Raw genomic sequence first — 16,177 nt, 5'->3', positions numbered from 1 at the left:
CCCATTCTCGGCGGGCTTGATCCTTCGGTATCGAAGGACCTTATTGTTGTATTCGTAAATCGATTCTACATTGCGTAAAATGGTTTGTCGCGCTTTAGTTGCTCACGGCTTCCGACAAGCGGCTATCCTCTCGTAATCCTTCCTACAGATCAGGTCAGCATGCCCCTTACCGTCAAACGCCGCGCCGGCTTCGGCTGGCGCACCCTGTTGCCCTGGGTCGTCGGCGTGCTGCCGGTGGCGTGCGGCCTGGCCGTGATGAACTGGCAGATCGAGCGCGAAATGCAGGCCAGCAGCCAGGCCACCGCCCGCCAGGTGGTGGAACACGTCGAGCGCATTCTCGACAACCTGTCCAGCGCCGCCAATGCCCTGCTGCCACTTGTCGACAGCCCGTGCGACGAGGCCCAGCTCATGCTGCGCGCCCAGGTCACGCGCAAAGCCTTCGTGCGCTCGACCAACCTGTTCCGGCACAACGCCCTTTATTGCACCTCGCTGTTCGGCGCATTCGACGAGCCGGTCAACCCCGGCGACTACATCGACGGCAAGCTGTGGCTGATGGATGGCAACTCGGTCACCCCGGGCCACCCGCTGCTGGTGTATCGGGCCAGCGACGGCGATCGCGGCGCCATCAGTACGGTGGATGGCGAACACCTGCTGACGGCGCTGCGCCTGATCGGCCCCGATGAAGAGCTGCAGATCCGCGTGGGCGATGCCTGGCTGGGCAAGGATGGCATCGTGCACAAGGGCGTGCCCCCTGCCGCGGCCAGCGCGAATGTGCAGCTTGGCTCGACCCGTTACCCGTTCAGCGTGCATGGCGGCTATGGCGCCGACAAGCAGGGCCAGCTGTGGCGCAGCCACTACCCCGCCCTGTTCGGCTTGCTGCTGGTACTTGGCGCGGTGGCCGCCCTGGTGTGCCGCTGGCAGGTTCGCCGCGCCACCTCGCCCCGTGCCGAACTGCGCCGGGCCCTGGAGGCCGACGAGTTCCTGCCGTACTTCCAGCCGGTGGTTCGCAAAGGCGACTACCGCTGGGCCGGCGCCGAAGTGCTGATGCGCTGGAACCACCCGCGCGAAGGCCTGGTACGCCCCGACCTGTTCATCCCCTACGCCGAACACAGCGGGCAGATCGTCGCCATGACCCGTGCGCTGATGATGCACACCGCGCAGAACCTGGCACCCTATGCCGGGCTGCTGGAGGACGGTTTCCATATCGGCATCAACATCACTGCCGACCACTGCCGCGACTTCAGCCTGCTGGACGACTGCCGCACCTTCCTCCAGCACTTCCCGCCAGGCCGGGTGGTGCTGACCCTGGAGCTGACCGAGCGCAAGCTGATCGAGGCCACGCCAGTGGCTCTGGAACTGTTCGAAAAGCTCGACGCCATGGGTGTGAAGATTGCCCTGGACGACTTCGGCACCGGCCAGTCAAGCCTCAACTACCTGCGCCAGTTCAAGGTCGACTACCTGAAGATCGACCAGAGCTTCGTCGCCATGATCGGTGCCGACGCGCTGTCGGTGCACATCCTCGAGACCATCATCGAGCTGTCGGCCAAGCTGGGCCTGGGCATCGTTGCCGAGGGCGTGGAAACCGAAGCCCAGCGCGACTACCTGGCCCGTCACGAGGTGGACTTCCAGCAGGGCTACCTGTTCGCCAGGCCCATGCCGGCTGCCCAATTCCTCGAGGCGCTGGCGGCACGCCCGGCTGCGTCGCGGTTGCCGCAAGCCGCGCCCCCTGAGATCATGCGCGGCTGATCCACCCGCTCAATTCCCTATTCGAGGCATTCGTGTCAAAAGGCATTCTTTCGTCGGTCATGGCGTCCTGTCTGTTCGCCGTGATGTACTTCTATACCTCTCTGCTCACGCCGCTCGATAGCGAAGAGATCTTTGGCTGGCGCACCCTGTTGACGCTGCCCTGCCTGACCCTGTTCATGCTTGTCTCGAAAGACTGGAAACGGGTGGGTGAACTGCTTGCCCGGGTAAAACGCACGCCGCTGCTGTTACTGGGCATGGTCGCCACATCGTGGCTGATGGGCGTGCAGCTGTGGCTGTTCCTCTGGGCACCCCTGCACGGGCGCAGCCTGGAAGTGTCGATGGGCTACTTCCTGCTGCCGCTGGCCATGGTCCTGACCGGGCGGCTGGTGTATGGCGAGCGCCTGTCACGCCTGCAGAAGGTGGCCGTGGCCTGCGCCGCGCTGGGCGTGGGCCACGAGCTGTACCAGCATGGCAGTTTCGCCTGGGAGACCCTGATGGTGACGATCGGTTACCCGATCTACTTCGTGTTGCGCAAGCGCTGCCGCACCGAACACCTGGGCGGCCTGTGGTGCGACATGTGCCTGCTGTTGCCCTGGGCGTTGTACTTCGTGATCCAGGGCCCGCTTTCCCCTGCCGATCTGCAGGCACACCCCGGGCTGTATGCGTTGATCCCGATCCTGGGGGCGATCAGCGCCTCGGCCCTGATCGCCTACGTGCTGGCCAGCCGCCTGCTTCCATTCAGCCTGTTCGGCCTGCTCAGCTACGTCGAACCGGTGCTGCTGGTGGGTGTGGCGCTGCTGCTGGGCGAAACCATCGGCCCGGATCAGTGGCTGACCTACCTGCCGATCTGGGCCGCGGTGCTGGTGCTGGTGATCGAGGGCTTCAAGCACCTGCTGCGTCAACGTCGCCGCTCGGTGTAAGCCGAACCTGGCGCACCCGTCGCTCCTCGACCGCCTCCACGGTCAGCGTCCAGCCATTCCAGGCCAGGCGGTCACCCACCATGGGCAGGCGGTCGAGCAGGCTCATCACCAGGCCCGCGAGGGTCTGGTAGTCCTCGTTGGCGCGGGCGCAGAAGCCGGTACGCGCCTGCACCTGGCTCAGGTTCAACGCACCGCTGACCACAAAGCCTTCACCTTCCTGGACGATGCCCGGGCCTTCGACCTCGCTGGCATCCGGCAGCTCGCCGGCAATCGACTCGAGGATATCGGTCATGGTCAGCAGGCCGGTGAAGTCACCGAACTCGTTGACGACGAAGGCGATGTGCGTCGACTGGCCTCGCATCTGCTCCAGGGCGTTGAGGATGCTGAAGCTTTCCAGCAGGTTCAGCGGTACCCGGGCCATGCCTTCCAGATCGGGCTGGCTACCCGACAGCAGTTCCTTGAGCAGCTCCTTCTTGTGCACGAAGCCCAGCGGCTCGTCCACGCGGCCATCGCGGATCAATGGCAGGCGCGAGTACGGCGAATTGGCCAGGGCCTGGGCAATGGCGTCGGCCGGCTGCGCCAGGTCGATCACATCGACCTCGGCGCGGGCGGTCATCACCGTGCGGATCGGCCGCTCGGCCAGGTTCAGCACGCCACTGATCATCACCCGTTCACGGCGGTCGAACAGCACCTGCTCCTCACCGCCTTCGACCAGGTCGGCGATTTCCTCGCCCACCTCGTCCGCCTCGACCCGGCGGCCCCCCAGCAGGCGCAGCACGGCATGCGCGGTGCGCTCACGCAGCGGCCGGTGCTGCTGCAGGCTGCGCTTGCGGCGGGCACGGGCCAGCTGGTTGAACAGCTCGATCAGGATCGAGAAGCCGATGGCCGCGTACAAGTAGCCTTTCGGGATATGGAAGCCCAGGCCTTCGGCGGTAAGGCTGAAGCCGATCATCATCAGGAAGCCCAGGCACAGCATGATCACCGTAGGGTGGGCGTTGACGAAGCGGGTCAGCGGCTTGCTGGCAACGATCATGATGCCGATCGAGAAGATCACCGCGATCATCATCACCGACAAATGCTCGACCATGCCCACCGCGGTAATCACCGCGTCCAGCGAGAACACCGCATCGAGCACCACGATCTGCGCAACGATCGGCCAGAACGCAGCATGGCGCACCGCGCCACTGGCCTGGGTCACATGGCCTTCCAGGCGTTCGTGCAGTTCCATGGTGGCCTTGAACAGCAGGAACACGCCACCGAACAGCATGATCAGGTCACGGCCGGAGAAGCTCTTGGCGAACACCTCGAACAACGGCGCGGTCAGCGTGACCATCCACGAGATACTGGCCAACAGGCCCAGACGCATGATCAACGCCAGGCTCAGGCCAATGACCCGCGCGCGGTCGCGCTGATGCGGCGGCAGCTTGTCGGCGAGGATGGCGATGAACACCAGGTTGTCGATACCCAGCACCAGCTCGAGGACGATAAGCGTCAGCAGGCCCAGCCAGGCCGTGGGGTCGGCTAGCCATTCCATTAGCGGGTACTCACGAGGGCAGCGTCACGAGGACGGGAGAAGGAAGGCCTTGAAGGCCGGGGACTGGGGGGCTCCGCGAAGGTGCTCATATGGACCTTGATAGCAAATTGGGAAAACGATCCTACTAGCACAGCAGCTTTCCGGAATAGCGCAAAACTATTACAAAACCTGTAACAACCCCCTCCAGAGCCACGCATTCCCCTGTGGGAGCGGCCTTGTGTCGCGAAAGGGCTGCGCAGCAGCCCCTGGATTGCAGCATCTCTGCGAACATCGCTGGGGCCGCTCTGCGGCCCTTTCGCGACACAAGGCCGCTCCCACAGAAAGGCATAAGCCCAATGTGGGTACTTTTCTTCAATACCGCAGGCTGTCGATGCCCGAGCATGGAGGCCACCCTCAACCAAACGGATCCCCCTCATGAGCCTGTCCCTGTCCATGGCCGCTTTCGCACTGGCGGCCTCGATCTCCCCCGGCCCGGTCAACATCGTTGCGCTGGGCAGCGGTGCCCGTCATGGCCTGCGTGCCAGCCTGGCGCATGTGGCTGGCGCCACGCTGGGCTTCTGCCTGTTGCTGGTGCTGGTCGGCCTGGGCCTGCATCAGTTGTTGCTGCGCTGGCCTTTGCTGGGCCTGCTGTTGCACTGGGGCGGCGTGGCGTTCCTGCTGTACATGGCATGGAAGCTCGCCAGCGACGATGGGCAGCTGGGCAGCGCCCATCCCGCCCAGGCCCCCTCGGCCTGGCACGGCGCGGCAATGCAATGGCTCAACCCCAAGGCATGGCTGGCAGCGGTGGCCGGGGTTGGCGCCTACACCGGCGGCGAGCAGCAGTTACTGTGGCTGTTTGCCTGGATCTACGGACCAATCTGTTTCATTTCGGTGGCCAGCTGGGCGTGGGCTGGGAGCGTGGTTCGCCAATACCTGGGCAACCCACGGCACATGCGCCTGCTGAATCGGGGCTTGGCAGTGCTGCTCGTGGGCAGCGCGGTTTATCTGGTCGTTCAAGGCTAGCTGCACCAGCCCTGTTGCTGCCCTCAAGACCTGCGCTGTACCTGTAGGAGCTGGCTTGCCGGCGATAGGGCCATCACAGCAAAAATGGCAACTCAGCCGAATGCATTGCGGTAATGCCCCGGCGTCGCCGCCAGGTGCTGCTTGAAGGCCCGCTGCAGGTGCGCCTGGTCGGCAAACCCGGCCTCCTGCGCAACTTCGGCGATTGCCCGGCCCTGGCGCAGTTGCGCCCTGGCCAGCTGCACGCGTTGGTCGAGCAGGTAGCCATGCGGCGTCAGGCCGAAGCGTTGGCGGAACGCGCGAATCAGGTAGGACCGCGACAGGCCGCACGCTGCGCAGATGTCGTCCAGGCTCAGCGGGTCGCCCCGATGGGCGCGTATGAACGCTGCCGCCGCGTCCAGTCGCGGGTTGCCCTCGTCGTTCACGCTGGCATTACCGCCAAGCATGCCCGGCAGTGCGCCAAACAGTGCCGCCAGGCGGCCTTCGCGGTCCGGCACGCTGGCGTCGAACAGCTCGGCAAAGGCCTGCAACAGGCACCGGTACAATACCGGCGAGCTACTCCAGGCCTGGGCCGGCAAGGCAAACCCCAGCGCCTGCAACCAGGGCATGTCGACGAACAACATCAGGTAGGACCATGGCTCCCCGGCGATGGGGTTGCAGGCATGCACCACGCCTGGGTTCATCAATACCGTGGCACCAGCCGCCACCTCGATGCACTGGTCACCGTACAGGTAGGTGCTGCGCCCACCCGTGATCACCCCGATGGAAAAGCTCTCGTGGGAATGCGCGGCGTAGCACACCTGGCGCCCGTCCCCTACCCGCCGGGCTTCGACGAAGGGCAACGCCGGGTCGCGCCAGAACCGTGATACTTCGATCATCCCTCACCCCGCTCGCCGCTGCCATGCGCCTGGATACTACACGCTTGTCACGGAATCAGCAGGCAACCGCAGGCCATATATCCAGCCCGCGTTATCCCATTACCACTTGGCCATCGATAAATACCGTTTGATGCCCCCTCTTTGCATGAAAGGAGCATCGACATGCCAGCCATCAACCCTCATCAACCCTTGCTCGAGGCGCAGCTGCCGCACTGGGCACGCCAGGTAACGCCCAATCAATGGGCCGCGTTGAAGCGAACCCAGATCGCCCCGTGGAAGGCGCAGGACTGGTTCGCCAATGCTGCCCCCGACCTGCGTGACACAGTGCATGCCAGCCAGGCGCGCCTGATGCATGCGCAAGCAGCCTTGGCCAGCTCGCTCAAAGGCCTGAAACAGATCACTGAATTCGCCGAGCCATTGCTGCAACGGCGTCTTGCCGAACAAGGCTTTCACGCGCCGCTGCGCAATAGCCAACTGCTGCGGGTCGAGCGCAACTGGCACTGGGCCGCCCTGCGCTATCTTTACCGCCATCGTCGCGATAACCTGCTACAGGCCGCCCTGCAGAACTTCGCCAGCGACGAGGTGTTCACCGCTGAAAGTGCCATTGCCCTGGGTGACAACATTCAGGTCACGCCGATTCTGGTACAAGGCTCCGCCCCCTTCGGCATGCAATCACCCGTCGCGCACTTTCCATTGCAGTCGGAGCACTATCAGGTGGAACGGCTGCCACTTGAGCCGGCCGCTTTCGCCACACAGTGCCGTGACCTCGACCTGGGTGAGGCTTACCAGGCCCATCTGGAACAACACCTTGCCCAGCCCGCTACCCGAGCCTTGGCCATCAGGGTTCAGAAAGACCGCCTGCGCCTGGCGGCCGACCTTGCCTATCTGCGGCACCTGCTTGACGGCAGCACGCGCGATCAGGTCGAACAGCTGTTGCAGGGTGCTGCCGTGAGGTGCTGGCAACTGGCGCTGTTCGGCACGCCCCTGCACGAGGTCATGCTGATCGATGCCGGCAGTGCGGGGCTGGCGCTATACCTGCCCGGCCATGACCCGGCCCTGCGTCAATGCAGCAACCTGGAAGCGGTACACGACACGCTGGCGACCTTGCTGCTGGAGCCCGATGCCCGCCAGGCCTTCACGGCCTACATCAGGCAGGACCAACGCACGCACTTTCTCGACCTGTTGCAGCAGAACCTCGACGCCACGGGTAACACGGCCTTTGACCGCCCTTGGCAGCGCGCAGCGCAAGCGGACCTGCGCCCCACACGCGTGGCCATCACGGCCGAGCCTTTCGGCCACTACCAGGACCTGCACCTTGCCCGCCTCAAGCACGAAGCCAGCCTGCTGGCGGTCCCGACAGCAATGGCCGATGCCAACGCGCGAAGCAGGCGCCTGGAGGAATGGGAAAGCCTTGGCTTGGATGCACTCGGTATTGCCGCGTTCTTCGTTCCGGGTGCAGGCACCCTGATGCTGGCCGTCACTGCCTGCCAACTGCTCGGCGAGGCCTTCGAGGGCTACCAGGCCTGGCATGAAGGCGACCGCCACCTGGCGCTGCGCCACCTGGAGGCGGTTGGCCTGAACCTGGCCCTGATCGGAGGGTTCGTGGCAGCGGGCAAGGTCGTGCCCAAGCTGTTCAACAGCCCGTTGATGGAAAGCCTGCAGCAAGTACGCGGCAACGACGGGCGCTACCGGCTCTGGAATGAAGACCTCAGCCCCTACCGCAGTGCCGTGACACTGCCCGAAACCCTGCAGCCCAATGCACTTGGCCAGTACCTGTATCAGGGCCGGTATTTCATCAGCATGGACGGCCAGGTCTTCGAACAACGCTTCGATCACGACCTGCAGCAATGGCGGGTCATTCACCCCGACACGCCCGACGCCTGGCAGCCACCGCTGACGCACAATGCCCAAGGTGCCTGGCGCGGCCAGCATGAACAGCCCGGCCAGTGGCCATTCGCGAAGCTGGCGCGCCGTCTCGGCCCTGCATATGCCGCTTTCACGCCAGAGCACTTAACGCAGGCCGGCCGCCTCTGCGGCATCGACGCCGCGCAGTTGCGCCGGGTGCACCTGGAAGGCCGAGCAACGCCCGCGCTGTTGCTCGATGTCCTGCTACGCATGGCGGCACAGGCCGAGGTAGAGGCGTTGGCCGACAGGGCCCCGCCGGGCCTGTTCGAGCGCCTCTACAACGGCAGCGCGCCCACCACCCCGTCAACGCAGAAACTGCTCGCTGCCTATCCGCGGCTTTCCCCTGCCCTGGCCACGCGTTTGCTGACACCGCTGGGCGAGGCTGAATCGCTCGCCTGGCAACAGCAGGGTCAGCTACCCATTCAGGTTCGCCAGGCACTGGAACAGGTGCACAGCGAGCTGCCTCTGGTACGCGCCCTGGAGGGTGTGCTTCAGCCAGCCCGGGCCAGCAGCGACAGCGAACGCCTGCTGTTCAGCGCCTTGGATGCCATGCCCGACTGGCCTGCGGACCTGCGCCTGGAGCTGCATGGCGCAAGCCCCCAAGGCCCTTTGCTGGAGCATGTCGGCAGCGACCAGGCCAGCACCCTGCGCCGTGTGATCAAAACGGCCGAAGGCTATGAGGTCGACCGAGGCGAGCGCCCTGCACCTGGACCGCGTGATCCGGACCTCTGCCGTGCCATAGAGCAGGCACTGCCACGCTCGCATCGCGATACGCTGGGTATCCCGACGGCCGATGGCAGCTCGCTACGCCAGCGCGTACTGGGTTGGGTCGACCTGCACAGACAGACACTGGCCCAACGCTTCTGGGGTCACCGCGCGCTGGTGCGCAAGCCCATGGGCGGCTTGCGCGGCGGTCGGCCGCTTGACCCCGAACCGCCTCAGCCGCGCCTGGCAGGCTCGCTGGCCGGGGCCTATCGGCGCTTGTTCCCCGACGCCACCGACTGGGAATTCGAAAACTGGCTCGGCAACGACGAGGACAACCCGTACGTCGATGACATTCGCTCACCCACACAGCGGCTGCACGACCTGCAGCAGCGGCTGGATACGTTGCGCCGCGACCTGCATGAATGGGCCCGGCCCGATCCGCAGCGCCCTCACCAGCGGCACCTGGCCATCCGCCCCATCCTCAACGCCTGGCGGCGGCTGTCGACCGTAGCGCTTGAAGGGGGTGGCAGCCTGCACAGCCTGGACCTGTCCGGCCTGGAGCTGGACAACCAGGACTTGGCCAGCCTGGCCTTGCCAGACGACTTCACCCATGTGCAGCACCTGTCACTCAGCTACAACCGTTCGCTCAGCCAGTTGCCGGCCGAGTTCTACGAGCGCTTCCCCAACCTCAATCGTCTGCTGCTGGCCGACTGCCGGTTCGACACCGTGCCCCGCCTGGGTAACCCTGAGCACCTCGCCTGGCTGGATATGGAAGGCAACCGCATTACCTGGAGTAGCCAGGCTCAGCAGGCACTGAACCGCTGCACCGGCCTCAACGTGCTGGACCTTTCGGGCAACCCGCTGCTGCAGGCCCCGGACCTGCGCGGCCTGGCCTTTTTGAGGACCCTGTTCCTGAACGACTGTGCGCTCAGCGAATTGCCGCAAGGCCTGGACCAGATGATCGAGCCCATCATCGTGGATATTGCCGACAACCAGCTGCTGCGGCTGCCAGACGGTTTCACCGTGCCAAGGCCAGTCGCAGAGGCGCTGCGCCTGGAAAGCGAATGGCTGGGCGCCCCCGTGGTTGCACAGATCGAGGCTTACAACGCTGCGCATCAGGTGGACCTGATGGTATGCGCAAGCGACTATCAGGAATTCTTCGAACAGACCGGCCCGGCGGAACTGGCCCTGTGGCAGCGTTTGCCGCTGCAGTATCGGCGCGACCTCAGGCCCTTGCTTGAACTTGAACCGTTCCTGTCCCACCCAAGGCAAGCCCGTGCAGAGTTCTGGCGGCGCCTGGCCCTGATCGAGGCAGACCCCGCCCTGCGTCAGCAATGGTTTACGCACCCACCGTACGACCTGTTCAACCTCCCGCTTTGACCGCCACCGGGTGCCTGCCTGCACAACAGGCAGGCATTTGCGGCCAGGTTAAGCCAGACTGGTGTTTTTCCGGCGGCCGGTGCATGCTCGCAGCTGAAGCGATTCACCCGGCTTGAAACCCGCCCAGCAATGTGAGGTGCAGTACCCATGGACCGTCTGCTCGATTCACTCTTCCCCAGCGCCGAGAACATCCCGGAAACCTGGCGCCTGGAAGCCCCCCTGGAACAACGCGACTATCTGGTGAACGGCGAGCTCAGGCGCTGGGACGGCCCCCTGGCCACGGTGCGCAGCCCGGTCTGGCTCAAGGAAGGCAACGATGAGCATCAGGTAGTGCTGGGCAGCGCCCCATTGCTCGATGCCGACACCGCGCTCACCGCCCTCGATGCCGCCGTGCAGGCCTACGACAAAGGCCGTGGCGCCTGGCCGAACATGCGCGTGGCCGAGCGCATCCAGCACGTCGAGACCTTCCTGGCACGCATGCGTGAACAGCGCCAGGCCGTGGTCAAGCTGCTGATGTGGGAGATCGGCAAGAACCTCAAGGATTCGGAAAAGGAATTCGACCGCACCTGCGACTACATCGTCGACACCATCAACGCCCTCAAGGACCTCGACCGCCGTTCCAGCCGCTTCGAGCTGGAACAGGGCACGCTGGGCCAGATCCGCCGTGCACCACTGGGCGTGGCCCTGTGCATGGGGCCATACAACTACCCGCTGAACGAAACCTTCACCACGCTGATCCCGGCGCTGATCATGGGCAACACCGTGGTGTTCAAGCCCGCCAAGTTCGGCGTGCTGCTGATTCGGCCATTGCTCGAAGCCTTCCGTGACAGCTTCCCGCCGGGGGTGATCAACGTCATCTACGGCCGTGGCCGGGAAACGGTGAGCGCGCTGATGGCCAGCGGCAAGGTCGATGTGTTCGCCTTCATCGGCACGCACAAGGCCGCCAGCGACCTGAAGAAGTTGCACCCGCGCCCACACCGGCTGCGCGCCGCGCTTGGGCTGGATGCCAAGAACCCGGGCATCGTGCTGCCCCAGGTGGACCTCGACAACGCCGTCGAAGAGGCCGTCACCGGTGCGCTGTCGTTCAATGGCCAACGCTGCACGGCGCTGAAGATCCTGTTCGTCCACGAGGACGTGGTCGATGCCTTCCTCGACAAGTTCCAGCGCAAGCTGGCCGCGCTCAAGCCCGGCATGCCTTGGGAGCCAGGCGTTGCCCTGACGCCGCTGCCCGAGCCCGGCAAGGTCGACTACCTCGACGGCCTGGTCGCCGATGCCACCGCCAAGGGCGCACGCGTGCTCAACGAAGGTGGTGGGCACAGCCGTGGCTCGTTCTTCTACCCGGCCGTGCTGTACCCAGTGAAGAGCGACATGCGCGTGTACCACGAGGAGCAGTTCGGCCCGCTGGTGCCGGTAGTGCCCTACCGCGACCTGCAGACGGTGATCGACTATGTACTGGACTCCGACTACGGCCAGCAACTGAGCCTGTTCGGCAATGACCCGGCGACCATCGGCAGCCTGGTCGACATCTTCGCCAACCAGGTCGGGCGCATCAACATCAACGCGCAATGCCAGCGCGGCCCCGACACCTACCCGTTCAACGGCCGCAAGAACAGCGCCGAAGGCACCCTGTCGGTACATGACGCCCTGCGGGTGTTCTCGATCCGCACCTTGGTCGCAACGCGCTTCCAGGAGGCCAACAAGGAACTGATCAGCGAGATCATTCGCAACCGGCAGTCGAGCTTCCTGACCACCGACTACATCTTCTGACCGCCGCGCTTATAGAGAATCGGTCTATCGGCCCTGTCGATTTTCCATCCGCGCAAACGACTCTAAGCAACAGGGCGCCAACCGGCGCCCACTTCCAAGGAGAGTCGAACATGGCAGCCAAACCCATTCCCGAAGGCCAGCACAGCATCACGCCCTACCTGGCCATCAACGACGCCGCCAAGGCCATCGAGTTCTACAAGAAGGCCTTCGGCGCAGTGGAAATGTTCCGCCTCGATGCCCCTGGCGGCCGCGTTGGCCATGCCGAGCTGAAAATCGGTGATTCGTCGCTGATGCTGGGCGACCCTTGCGACATGGAAGGCGGCCTCACCGCCAGCCAGAAGCTGAGCGGCACAGGCGTGGGCCTGCACCTGTATGTCGAAGACTGTGACAAGGTCTACGCCCAGGCCCTGGCCGCCGGCGGCACCCAGTTGCATCCCTTGACCGACCAGTTCTACGGCGACCGCAGCGGCACCCTGAAAGACCCGTTCGGCAACATCTGGTTCGTTTCCACCCACAAGGAGGACCTGACCCCCGACGAAATTCGCGCCCGCGCGGCGAAGATGTTCGGTGGCAACTGAGCGGTAAGTTGAAAGCGGCGCGACTTTGCTTGAAGCTTGGGGCTCGTAGCTGGGAGCTGCTTCATGCGAATCATCGACAAAACCGCCGCACAGGTCCGTAGCCTGACCCCTGCAGAAGAGGAGCTGCTGGTCGGCTTTGCCACCGGCAGCCTCGCCGGCCCGCGCCTGCTGCAGGCCAACCAGTTGCTGATGAAGGTGCGCAACGCCAACCAGTGGCTGGCCTGCGACTGCCGCAACGACGCCTTGCCGGTACTCAATGTCACCCTCAACGGCAGCACCGGTACGCTGTTTCTCAAGAACAACCCGGGTACCGCCGAACACGCGCCCGGTTGCCCGTTCACCAAGGACGAGCGGGAAGCGGCCGAGCGCGAGAACGACCCCGCGCCACCCGCTGCCTGGCTGCCGCCTGACACACCGTTGCGCCTGATCGGCGATTTTCGCAGCGGCACCGCCGGTGCCGGCGGCGATGGCAGCGAGCGACGCGACCAGCAGCGCCTGCTGTCACTGCTGCTGACCTGGATCGAGACCAGCGGCCTGAACCTGTATGCCACACACCTGAAAAAGGACCTGACCGGGCAGTTTGCCGAGTTGCGCAGCGTTGCCAGCCGCTATCCGCTGCTGGAACGGGTGCCCGCCAGCAACTACCTGGAAACCCGCCTGGACATGAAGCACATGATGATGCTCAAGTCCCGCCTGCGTGAAGCCACGGTGTTCGGCAACCACCGCCGCCACGGCCTGCTGCTGGACTGCGTGGACCAGATCAAGGGGCGCAAGCTGTTCAACAACCGCAGTGAAGACGGCTTCGACTTCCAGGGCCACCACCTGTATTGGGGCGGCAACCGCACCGCCGGGCCGTTGCTGGCCTTGGCGCTGTACTCACCGACCAGTGCCGGCAGCCATTTCTACGAGCTGATCCATGTCGCCAGCGTACCGGTGCTGTCCCGCGCCCACCTGTTCCCGGTGTATCGCGACGAAGAACGCGAGCCGCTCAAGGCCTTGGTATCGCTGGTCGACTGGATGGCCGGCAAAGGTGTGAAAGTACAGATGCGCCGCCCGGTGATCGGCGGCCAGGTGATGGATGAACTGGTAATGACTTCGGACCAGGACCGGGTGTTGTCGGTATCGTTGCTGGAGCAGCCAATCGGCCCCGAACCGGATACCGAGAACTTCAAGCGCTACGCCGACTTCAAGAGCCTGGAAACCTTCCGCAAATTCGTTGCCGGCTTCTTCATGCGTGAGCGCTGAGCCCATCTACCGGCACACACAAAACCTTGTAGGAGCGGCCTTGTGTCGCGATGGGCTGCAAAGCAGCCCCGGCAATTCATGCACTAGTGCTGAAACCCAGGGGCCGCATCGCGGCCCATCGCCGGCAAGCCAGCTCCCACCTGGACCGCACCCACCTCAAGCCATGCGCCGTCCCTGTGGGAGCGGGCGTGCCCGCGAAGAGGCCCGTACAGGCTGCATGAGGTTTGCGTATCAACCCAGAAACAGCTTGTACGCCGGGTTGTCGGTCTCATCCCAGTACCGGTACCCCATCTCATCCAGCGCCAAAGGCAACCCCGCCAACTCATCCCCCGGTACTTCCAGCGCCGCAAATACCCGTGCCTCCGCCGCACCATGGTTGCGGTAATGGAACAGGCTGATGTTCCAGCGCTTGCCAAGCCGCTCCAGAAAGCCCAGCAAGGCCCCCGGGCGCTCGGGGAATTCGAAGCGCAGCACCCGCTCGTCAGCCCCGGGTGCGGCATGGCCGCCAACGGTATGGCGCACGTGCAGCTTGGCCAGTTCGTTGTCGGTCAGGTCCAGTACGCTGTAGCCCTGCTCGCGCAGGCTGGCCAGCAACTGATCGCGCGGGTCGTGCAGCGGGTGTGTCTGCACACCCACGAACAGCCGCGCCTCCTTGCCGGGGTAATAGCGGTAGTTGAACTCGGTGATCTGCCGCTTGCCCAGTGCCTGGCAGAAGGCGCGGAAGCTGCCCGGCTGTTCCGGAATGGTGACAGCGATGATCGCCTCGCGCTGCTCGCCCAGTTCGGCACGCTCGGCCACATGGCGCAGGCGGTCGAAATTGACGTTGGCCCCGGAATCGATCGCCACCAGGGTCTGCCCCTGCACGCCGTCGCGCGCCACGTACTTCTTGATCCCGGCCACGGCCAGGGCCCCGGACGGTTCGGTGATCGAGCGGGTATCGTCATAGATGTCCTTGATCGCCGCGCACAGCTCGTCGCTGCTCACGGTCACCACTTCGTCAACGAAGTGCCGGCACAGCTCGAAGCAATGGGCGCCGATCTGTGCCACCGCCACACCATCGGCGAAGGTGCCGACCTGCGGCAGGATCACCCGCTCACCAGCGGCCATGGCAGCCTGCAGGCAGTTGGAGTCCTCCGGCTCGACGCCGATCACCTTCACCTCGGGGCGCAGGTACTTCACATAGGCGGCAATGCCAGCGATCAGCCCACCGCCACCCACCGGCACGAAGATGGCGTCCAGCGCACCCGGGCGCTGGCGCAGGATTTCCATGGCCACGGTGCCCTGCCCGGCGATCACATCCGGGTCGTCGAACGGTGGCACGAAGGTGGCACCCTCGCTGTCGGCCAGTTTCAGCGCATGGGCCAAGGCATGAGGGAAGCTCTCGCCGTGCAGCACTACATGGCCACCGCGCGAACGTACCCCTTCCACCTTCAGCGACGGCGTGGTGGTAGGCATGACGATGGTGGCCTTCATGCCCAGGTGCGATGCCGCCAGAGCCACACCCTGGGCATGGTTGCCCGCAGAGGCGGTGATCACGCCACGCTCGCGCTGCACGGTACTCAGGCGTGACAGGCGGGTATACGCACCGCGGATCTTGAACGAGAAAGTAGGCTGCAGGTCTTCCCGCTTGAGCAACACCTGGTTGCCCAGGCTGGCAGACAACGCAGGCGCAGCTTGCAAGGGCGTTTCGATGGCCAGGTCGTACACCGGGGCGGCAAGAATGCGCCGCACCTGCTCCGACAGCAGTTGCTGGGGGGTGACGGTAGAACGAGGGCTGACGAAGCTGGTCATCGATGACTCCTTGGCTGTGTTCACGTTGCCCAGGAGTCAGAGAGAAGAAACCCGCCTCCAGGGCGGGTTCGGTGCACGTACGCGCTAGCCCGCCAAACTGATAATGGCGGTAATAATAATGGCGTTGACGTGCTGGAAAGTATTCATGGGGTAGGAACTTAGCCGGTAGTGCGGCACAAAGTCAACACTTCGCCTGCTGCGCCGAAAGCGGCACATCGAACACCTTGTCGAAGCCCCACTGGAAGACGAACGCGTAAGCGAAGAAGAACACGAACAACGCCAGGTTGGTCAGCAACGCCGCCCACAGGCTGACATCCAGCCAGTACGCCACCAGCGGCAGCAGGATCAGCACCAGCCCGCCCTCGAAGCCCAGTGCATGCAGCAGGCGCCGCAGGAAAGTGCGCTCACGCCGGTGCTGGCGCGCCTCCCAGCGCTCGAACACCCAGTTGTAGGCCATGTTCCAGCTCATCGCGATGCCCGACATCAGCACCGACAGCACGGTCGACTGCGCCATGCCGGCACCGAACGCCAGCTCCAGCGCGGGCGCCACGCAGGCGACAGCGATGGCTTCGTAAAGAATGGCCTGGACGATCTTGCGTGCCTTGCCTTGCATGTTCAGCTCCCTGGGTAAACGACCTGTAAAACTACAAGAAGTGGCCCACAAGAAAAAGCCTGAAATTTGGACAACCCCGCGTTCGGCTGCTTGTATCTATCCAGTACAAACGGCGA

11 protein-coding genes are annotated in these 16,177 nt (G+C 64.6%); 7 read left to right on the top strand and 4 right to left on the bottom strand.

The annotated features are described in order from the left end of the window. Nucleotides 1–159 precede the first annotated feature (159 nt). Nucleotides 160–1,746, top strand: a complete 1,587-nt coding sequence (locus tag B2790_RS15185; RefSeq protein ID WP_085588510.1) for an EAL domain-containing protein — start codon at nt 160–162, stop codon at nt 1,744–1,746. 32 nt (nt 1,747–1,778) lie between these two features. Next, complete coding sequence (rarD, locus tag B2790_RS15180) at nt 1,779–2,666, top strand: EamA family transporter RarD (protein ID WP_286919126.1); 888 nt, start codon at nt 1,779–1,781, stop codon at nt 2,664–2,666. On the opposite strand, the gene B2790_RS15175 is transcribed toward rarD, so the two are convergent. Beyond that, nucleotides 2,629–4,200, bottom strand: a complete 1,572-nt coding sequence (locus B2790_RS15175; RefSeq protein WP_286919125.1) for a TerC family protein — start codon at nt 4,198–4,200, stop codon at nt 2,629–2,631. The two genes, rarD and B2790_RS15175, sit on opposite strands and share 38 nt — an antisense overlap. Nucleotides 4,201–4,614: 414 nt before the next feature. Between B2790_RS15175 and B2790_RS15170 the strand changes: the two genes are divergently transcribed. Next, nucleotides 4,615–5,202 carry a LysE family translocator gene (locus tag B2790_RS15170; protein WP_286919124.1) on the top strand — a complete coding sequence of 196 codons (588 nt, stop codon included), beginning with the start codon at nt 4,615–4,617 and terminating at the stop codon, nt 5,200–5,202. Between the two features lie 92 nt (nt 5,203–5,294). On the opposite strand, the gene B2790_RS15165 is transcribed toward B2790_RS15170, so the two are convergent. Continuing rightward, entirely contained in the window at nt 5,295–6,077 is a 783-nt protein-coding gene (locus tag B2790_RS15165; RefSeq protein WP_286919123.1) for an AraC family transcriptional regulator, read from the bottom strand. A 162-nt stretch (nt 6,078–6,239) separates the two neighbouring features. Here B2790_RS15165 and B2790_RS15160 point away from each other — a divergent pair, with 162 nt between their 5' ends. From B2790_RS15160 to B2790_RS15145, 4 genes are all read left to right on the top strand, one after another. Next, entirely contained in the window at nt 6,240–10,067 is a 3,828-nt protein-coding gene (locus B2790_RS15160; RefSeq protein WP_286919122.1) for a leucine-rich repeat domain-containing protein, read from the top strand. A gap of 147 nt (nt 10,068–10,214) precedes the next feature. Continuing rightward, a complete protein-coding gene (locus B2790_RS15155; protein WP_025339338.1) occupies nt 10,215–11,834 on the top strand; it encodes an NADP-dependent glyceraldehyde-3-phosphate dehydrogenase in 1,620 nt (539 codons plus the stop codon). Between the two features lie 110 nt (nt 11,835–11,944). Next, nucleotides 11,945–12,412 (top strand): VOC family protein, encoded by a 468-nt coding sequence (locus tag B2790_RS15150; RefSeq protein ID WP_025339339.1) that lies wholly within the window; start codon nt 11,945–11,947, stop codon nt 12,410–12,412. Nucleotides 12,413–12,475: 63 nt separating this feature from the next. Next, nucleotides 12,476–13,657, top strand: a complete 1,182-nt coding sequence (locus B2790_RS15145; RefSeq protein ID WP_085588495.1) for a hypothetical protein — start codon at nt 12,476–12,478, stop codon at nt 13,655–13,657. 231 nt (nt 13,658–13,888) lie between these two features. Here B2790_RS15145 and ilvA read toward each other — a convergent pair whose 3' ends face one another. Together ilvA and B2790_RS15135 are read right to left on the bottom strand one after the other, a co-directional pair. Beyond that, nucleotides 13,889–15,448: a threonine ammonia-lyase, biosynthetic gene (gene ilvA, locus B2790_RS15140; protein WP_085615464.1), complete on the bottom strand. Its 1,560-nt coding sequence runs from the start codon at nt 15,446–15,448 to the stop codon at nt 13,889–13,891. A gap of 181 nt (nt 15,449–15,629) precedes the next feature. Continuing rightward, nucleotides 15,630–16,061 carry a PACE efflux transporter gene (locus B2790_RS15135; protein ID WP_025339342.1) on the bottom strand — a complete coding sequence of 144 codons (432 nt, stop codon included), beginning with the start codon at nt 16,059–16,061 and terminating at the stop codon, nt 15,630–15,632. Between the last annotated feature and the right edge of the window lie 116 nt (nt 16,062–16,177).

Source organism: Pseudomonas sp. UBA6753 (assembly GCF_002453565.1).
Lineage (GTDB): Bacteria > Pseudomonadota > Gammaproteobacteria > Pseudomonadales > Pseudomonadaceae > Aquipseudomonas > Aquipseudomonas putida_Z.
This window is presented reverse-complemented; position numbering and strand designations above follow the sequence as displayed.

Bases quoted from the DNA above. Each gene is read 5' to 3' on its own strand.
- B2790_RS15185 (WP_085588510.1), top strand. From the start codon at position 160: ATGCCCCTTACCGTCAAACGCCGCGCCGGCTTCGGCTGGCGCACCCTG.
- B2790_RS15175 (WP_286919125.1), bottom strand. From the start codon at position 4,200: ATGGAATGGCTAGCCGACCCCACGGCCTGGCTGGGCCTGCTGACGCTT.
- B2790_RS15170 (WP_286919124.1), top strand. From the start codon at position 4,615: ATGAGCCTGTCCCTGTCCATGGCCGCTTTCGCACTGGCGGCCTCGATC.
- B2790_RS15165 (WP_286919123.1), bottom strand. From the start codon at position 6,077: ATGATCGAAGTATCACGGTTCTGGCGCGACCCGGCGTTGCCCTTCGTC.
- B2790_RS15160 (WP_286919122.1), top strand. From the start codon at position 6,240: ATGCCAGCCATCAACCCTCATCAACCCTTGCTCGAGGCGCAGCTGCCG.
- B2790_RS15155 (WP_025339338.1), top strand. From the start codon at position 10,215: ATGGACCGTCTGCTCGATTCACTCTTCCCCAGCGCCGAGAACATCCCG.
- B2790_RS15150 (WP_025339339.1), top strand. From the start codon at position 11,945: ATGGCAGCCAAACCCATTCCCGAAGGCCAGCACAGCATCACGCCCTAC.
- B2790_RS15145 (WP_085588495.1), top strand. From the start codon at position 12,476: ATGCGAATCATCGACAAAACCGCCGCACAGGTCCGTAGCCTGACCCCT.
- ilvA (WP_085615464.1), bottom strand. From the start codon at position 15,448: ATGACCAGCTTCGTCAGCCCTCGTTCTACCGTCACCCCCCAGCAACTG.
- B2790_RS15135 (WP_025339342.1), bottom strand. From the start codon at position 16,061: ATGCAAGGCAAGGCACGCAAGATCGTCCAGGCCATTCTTTACGAAGCC.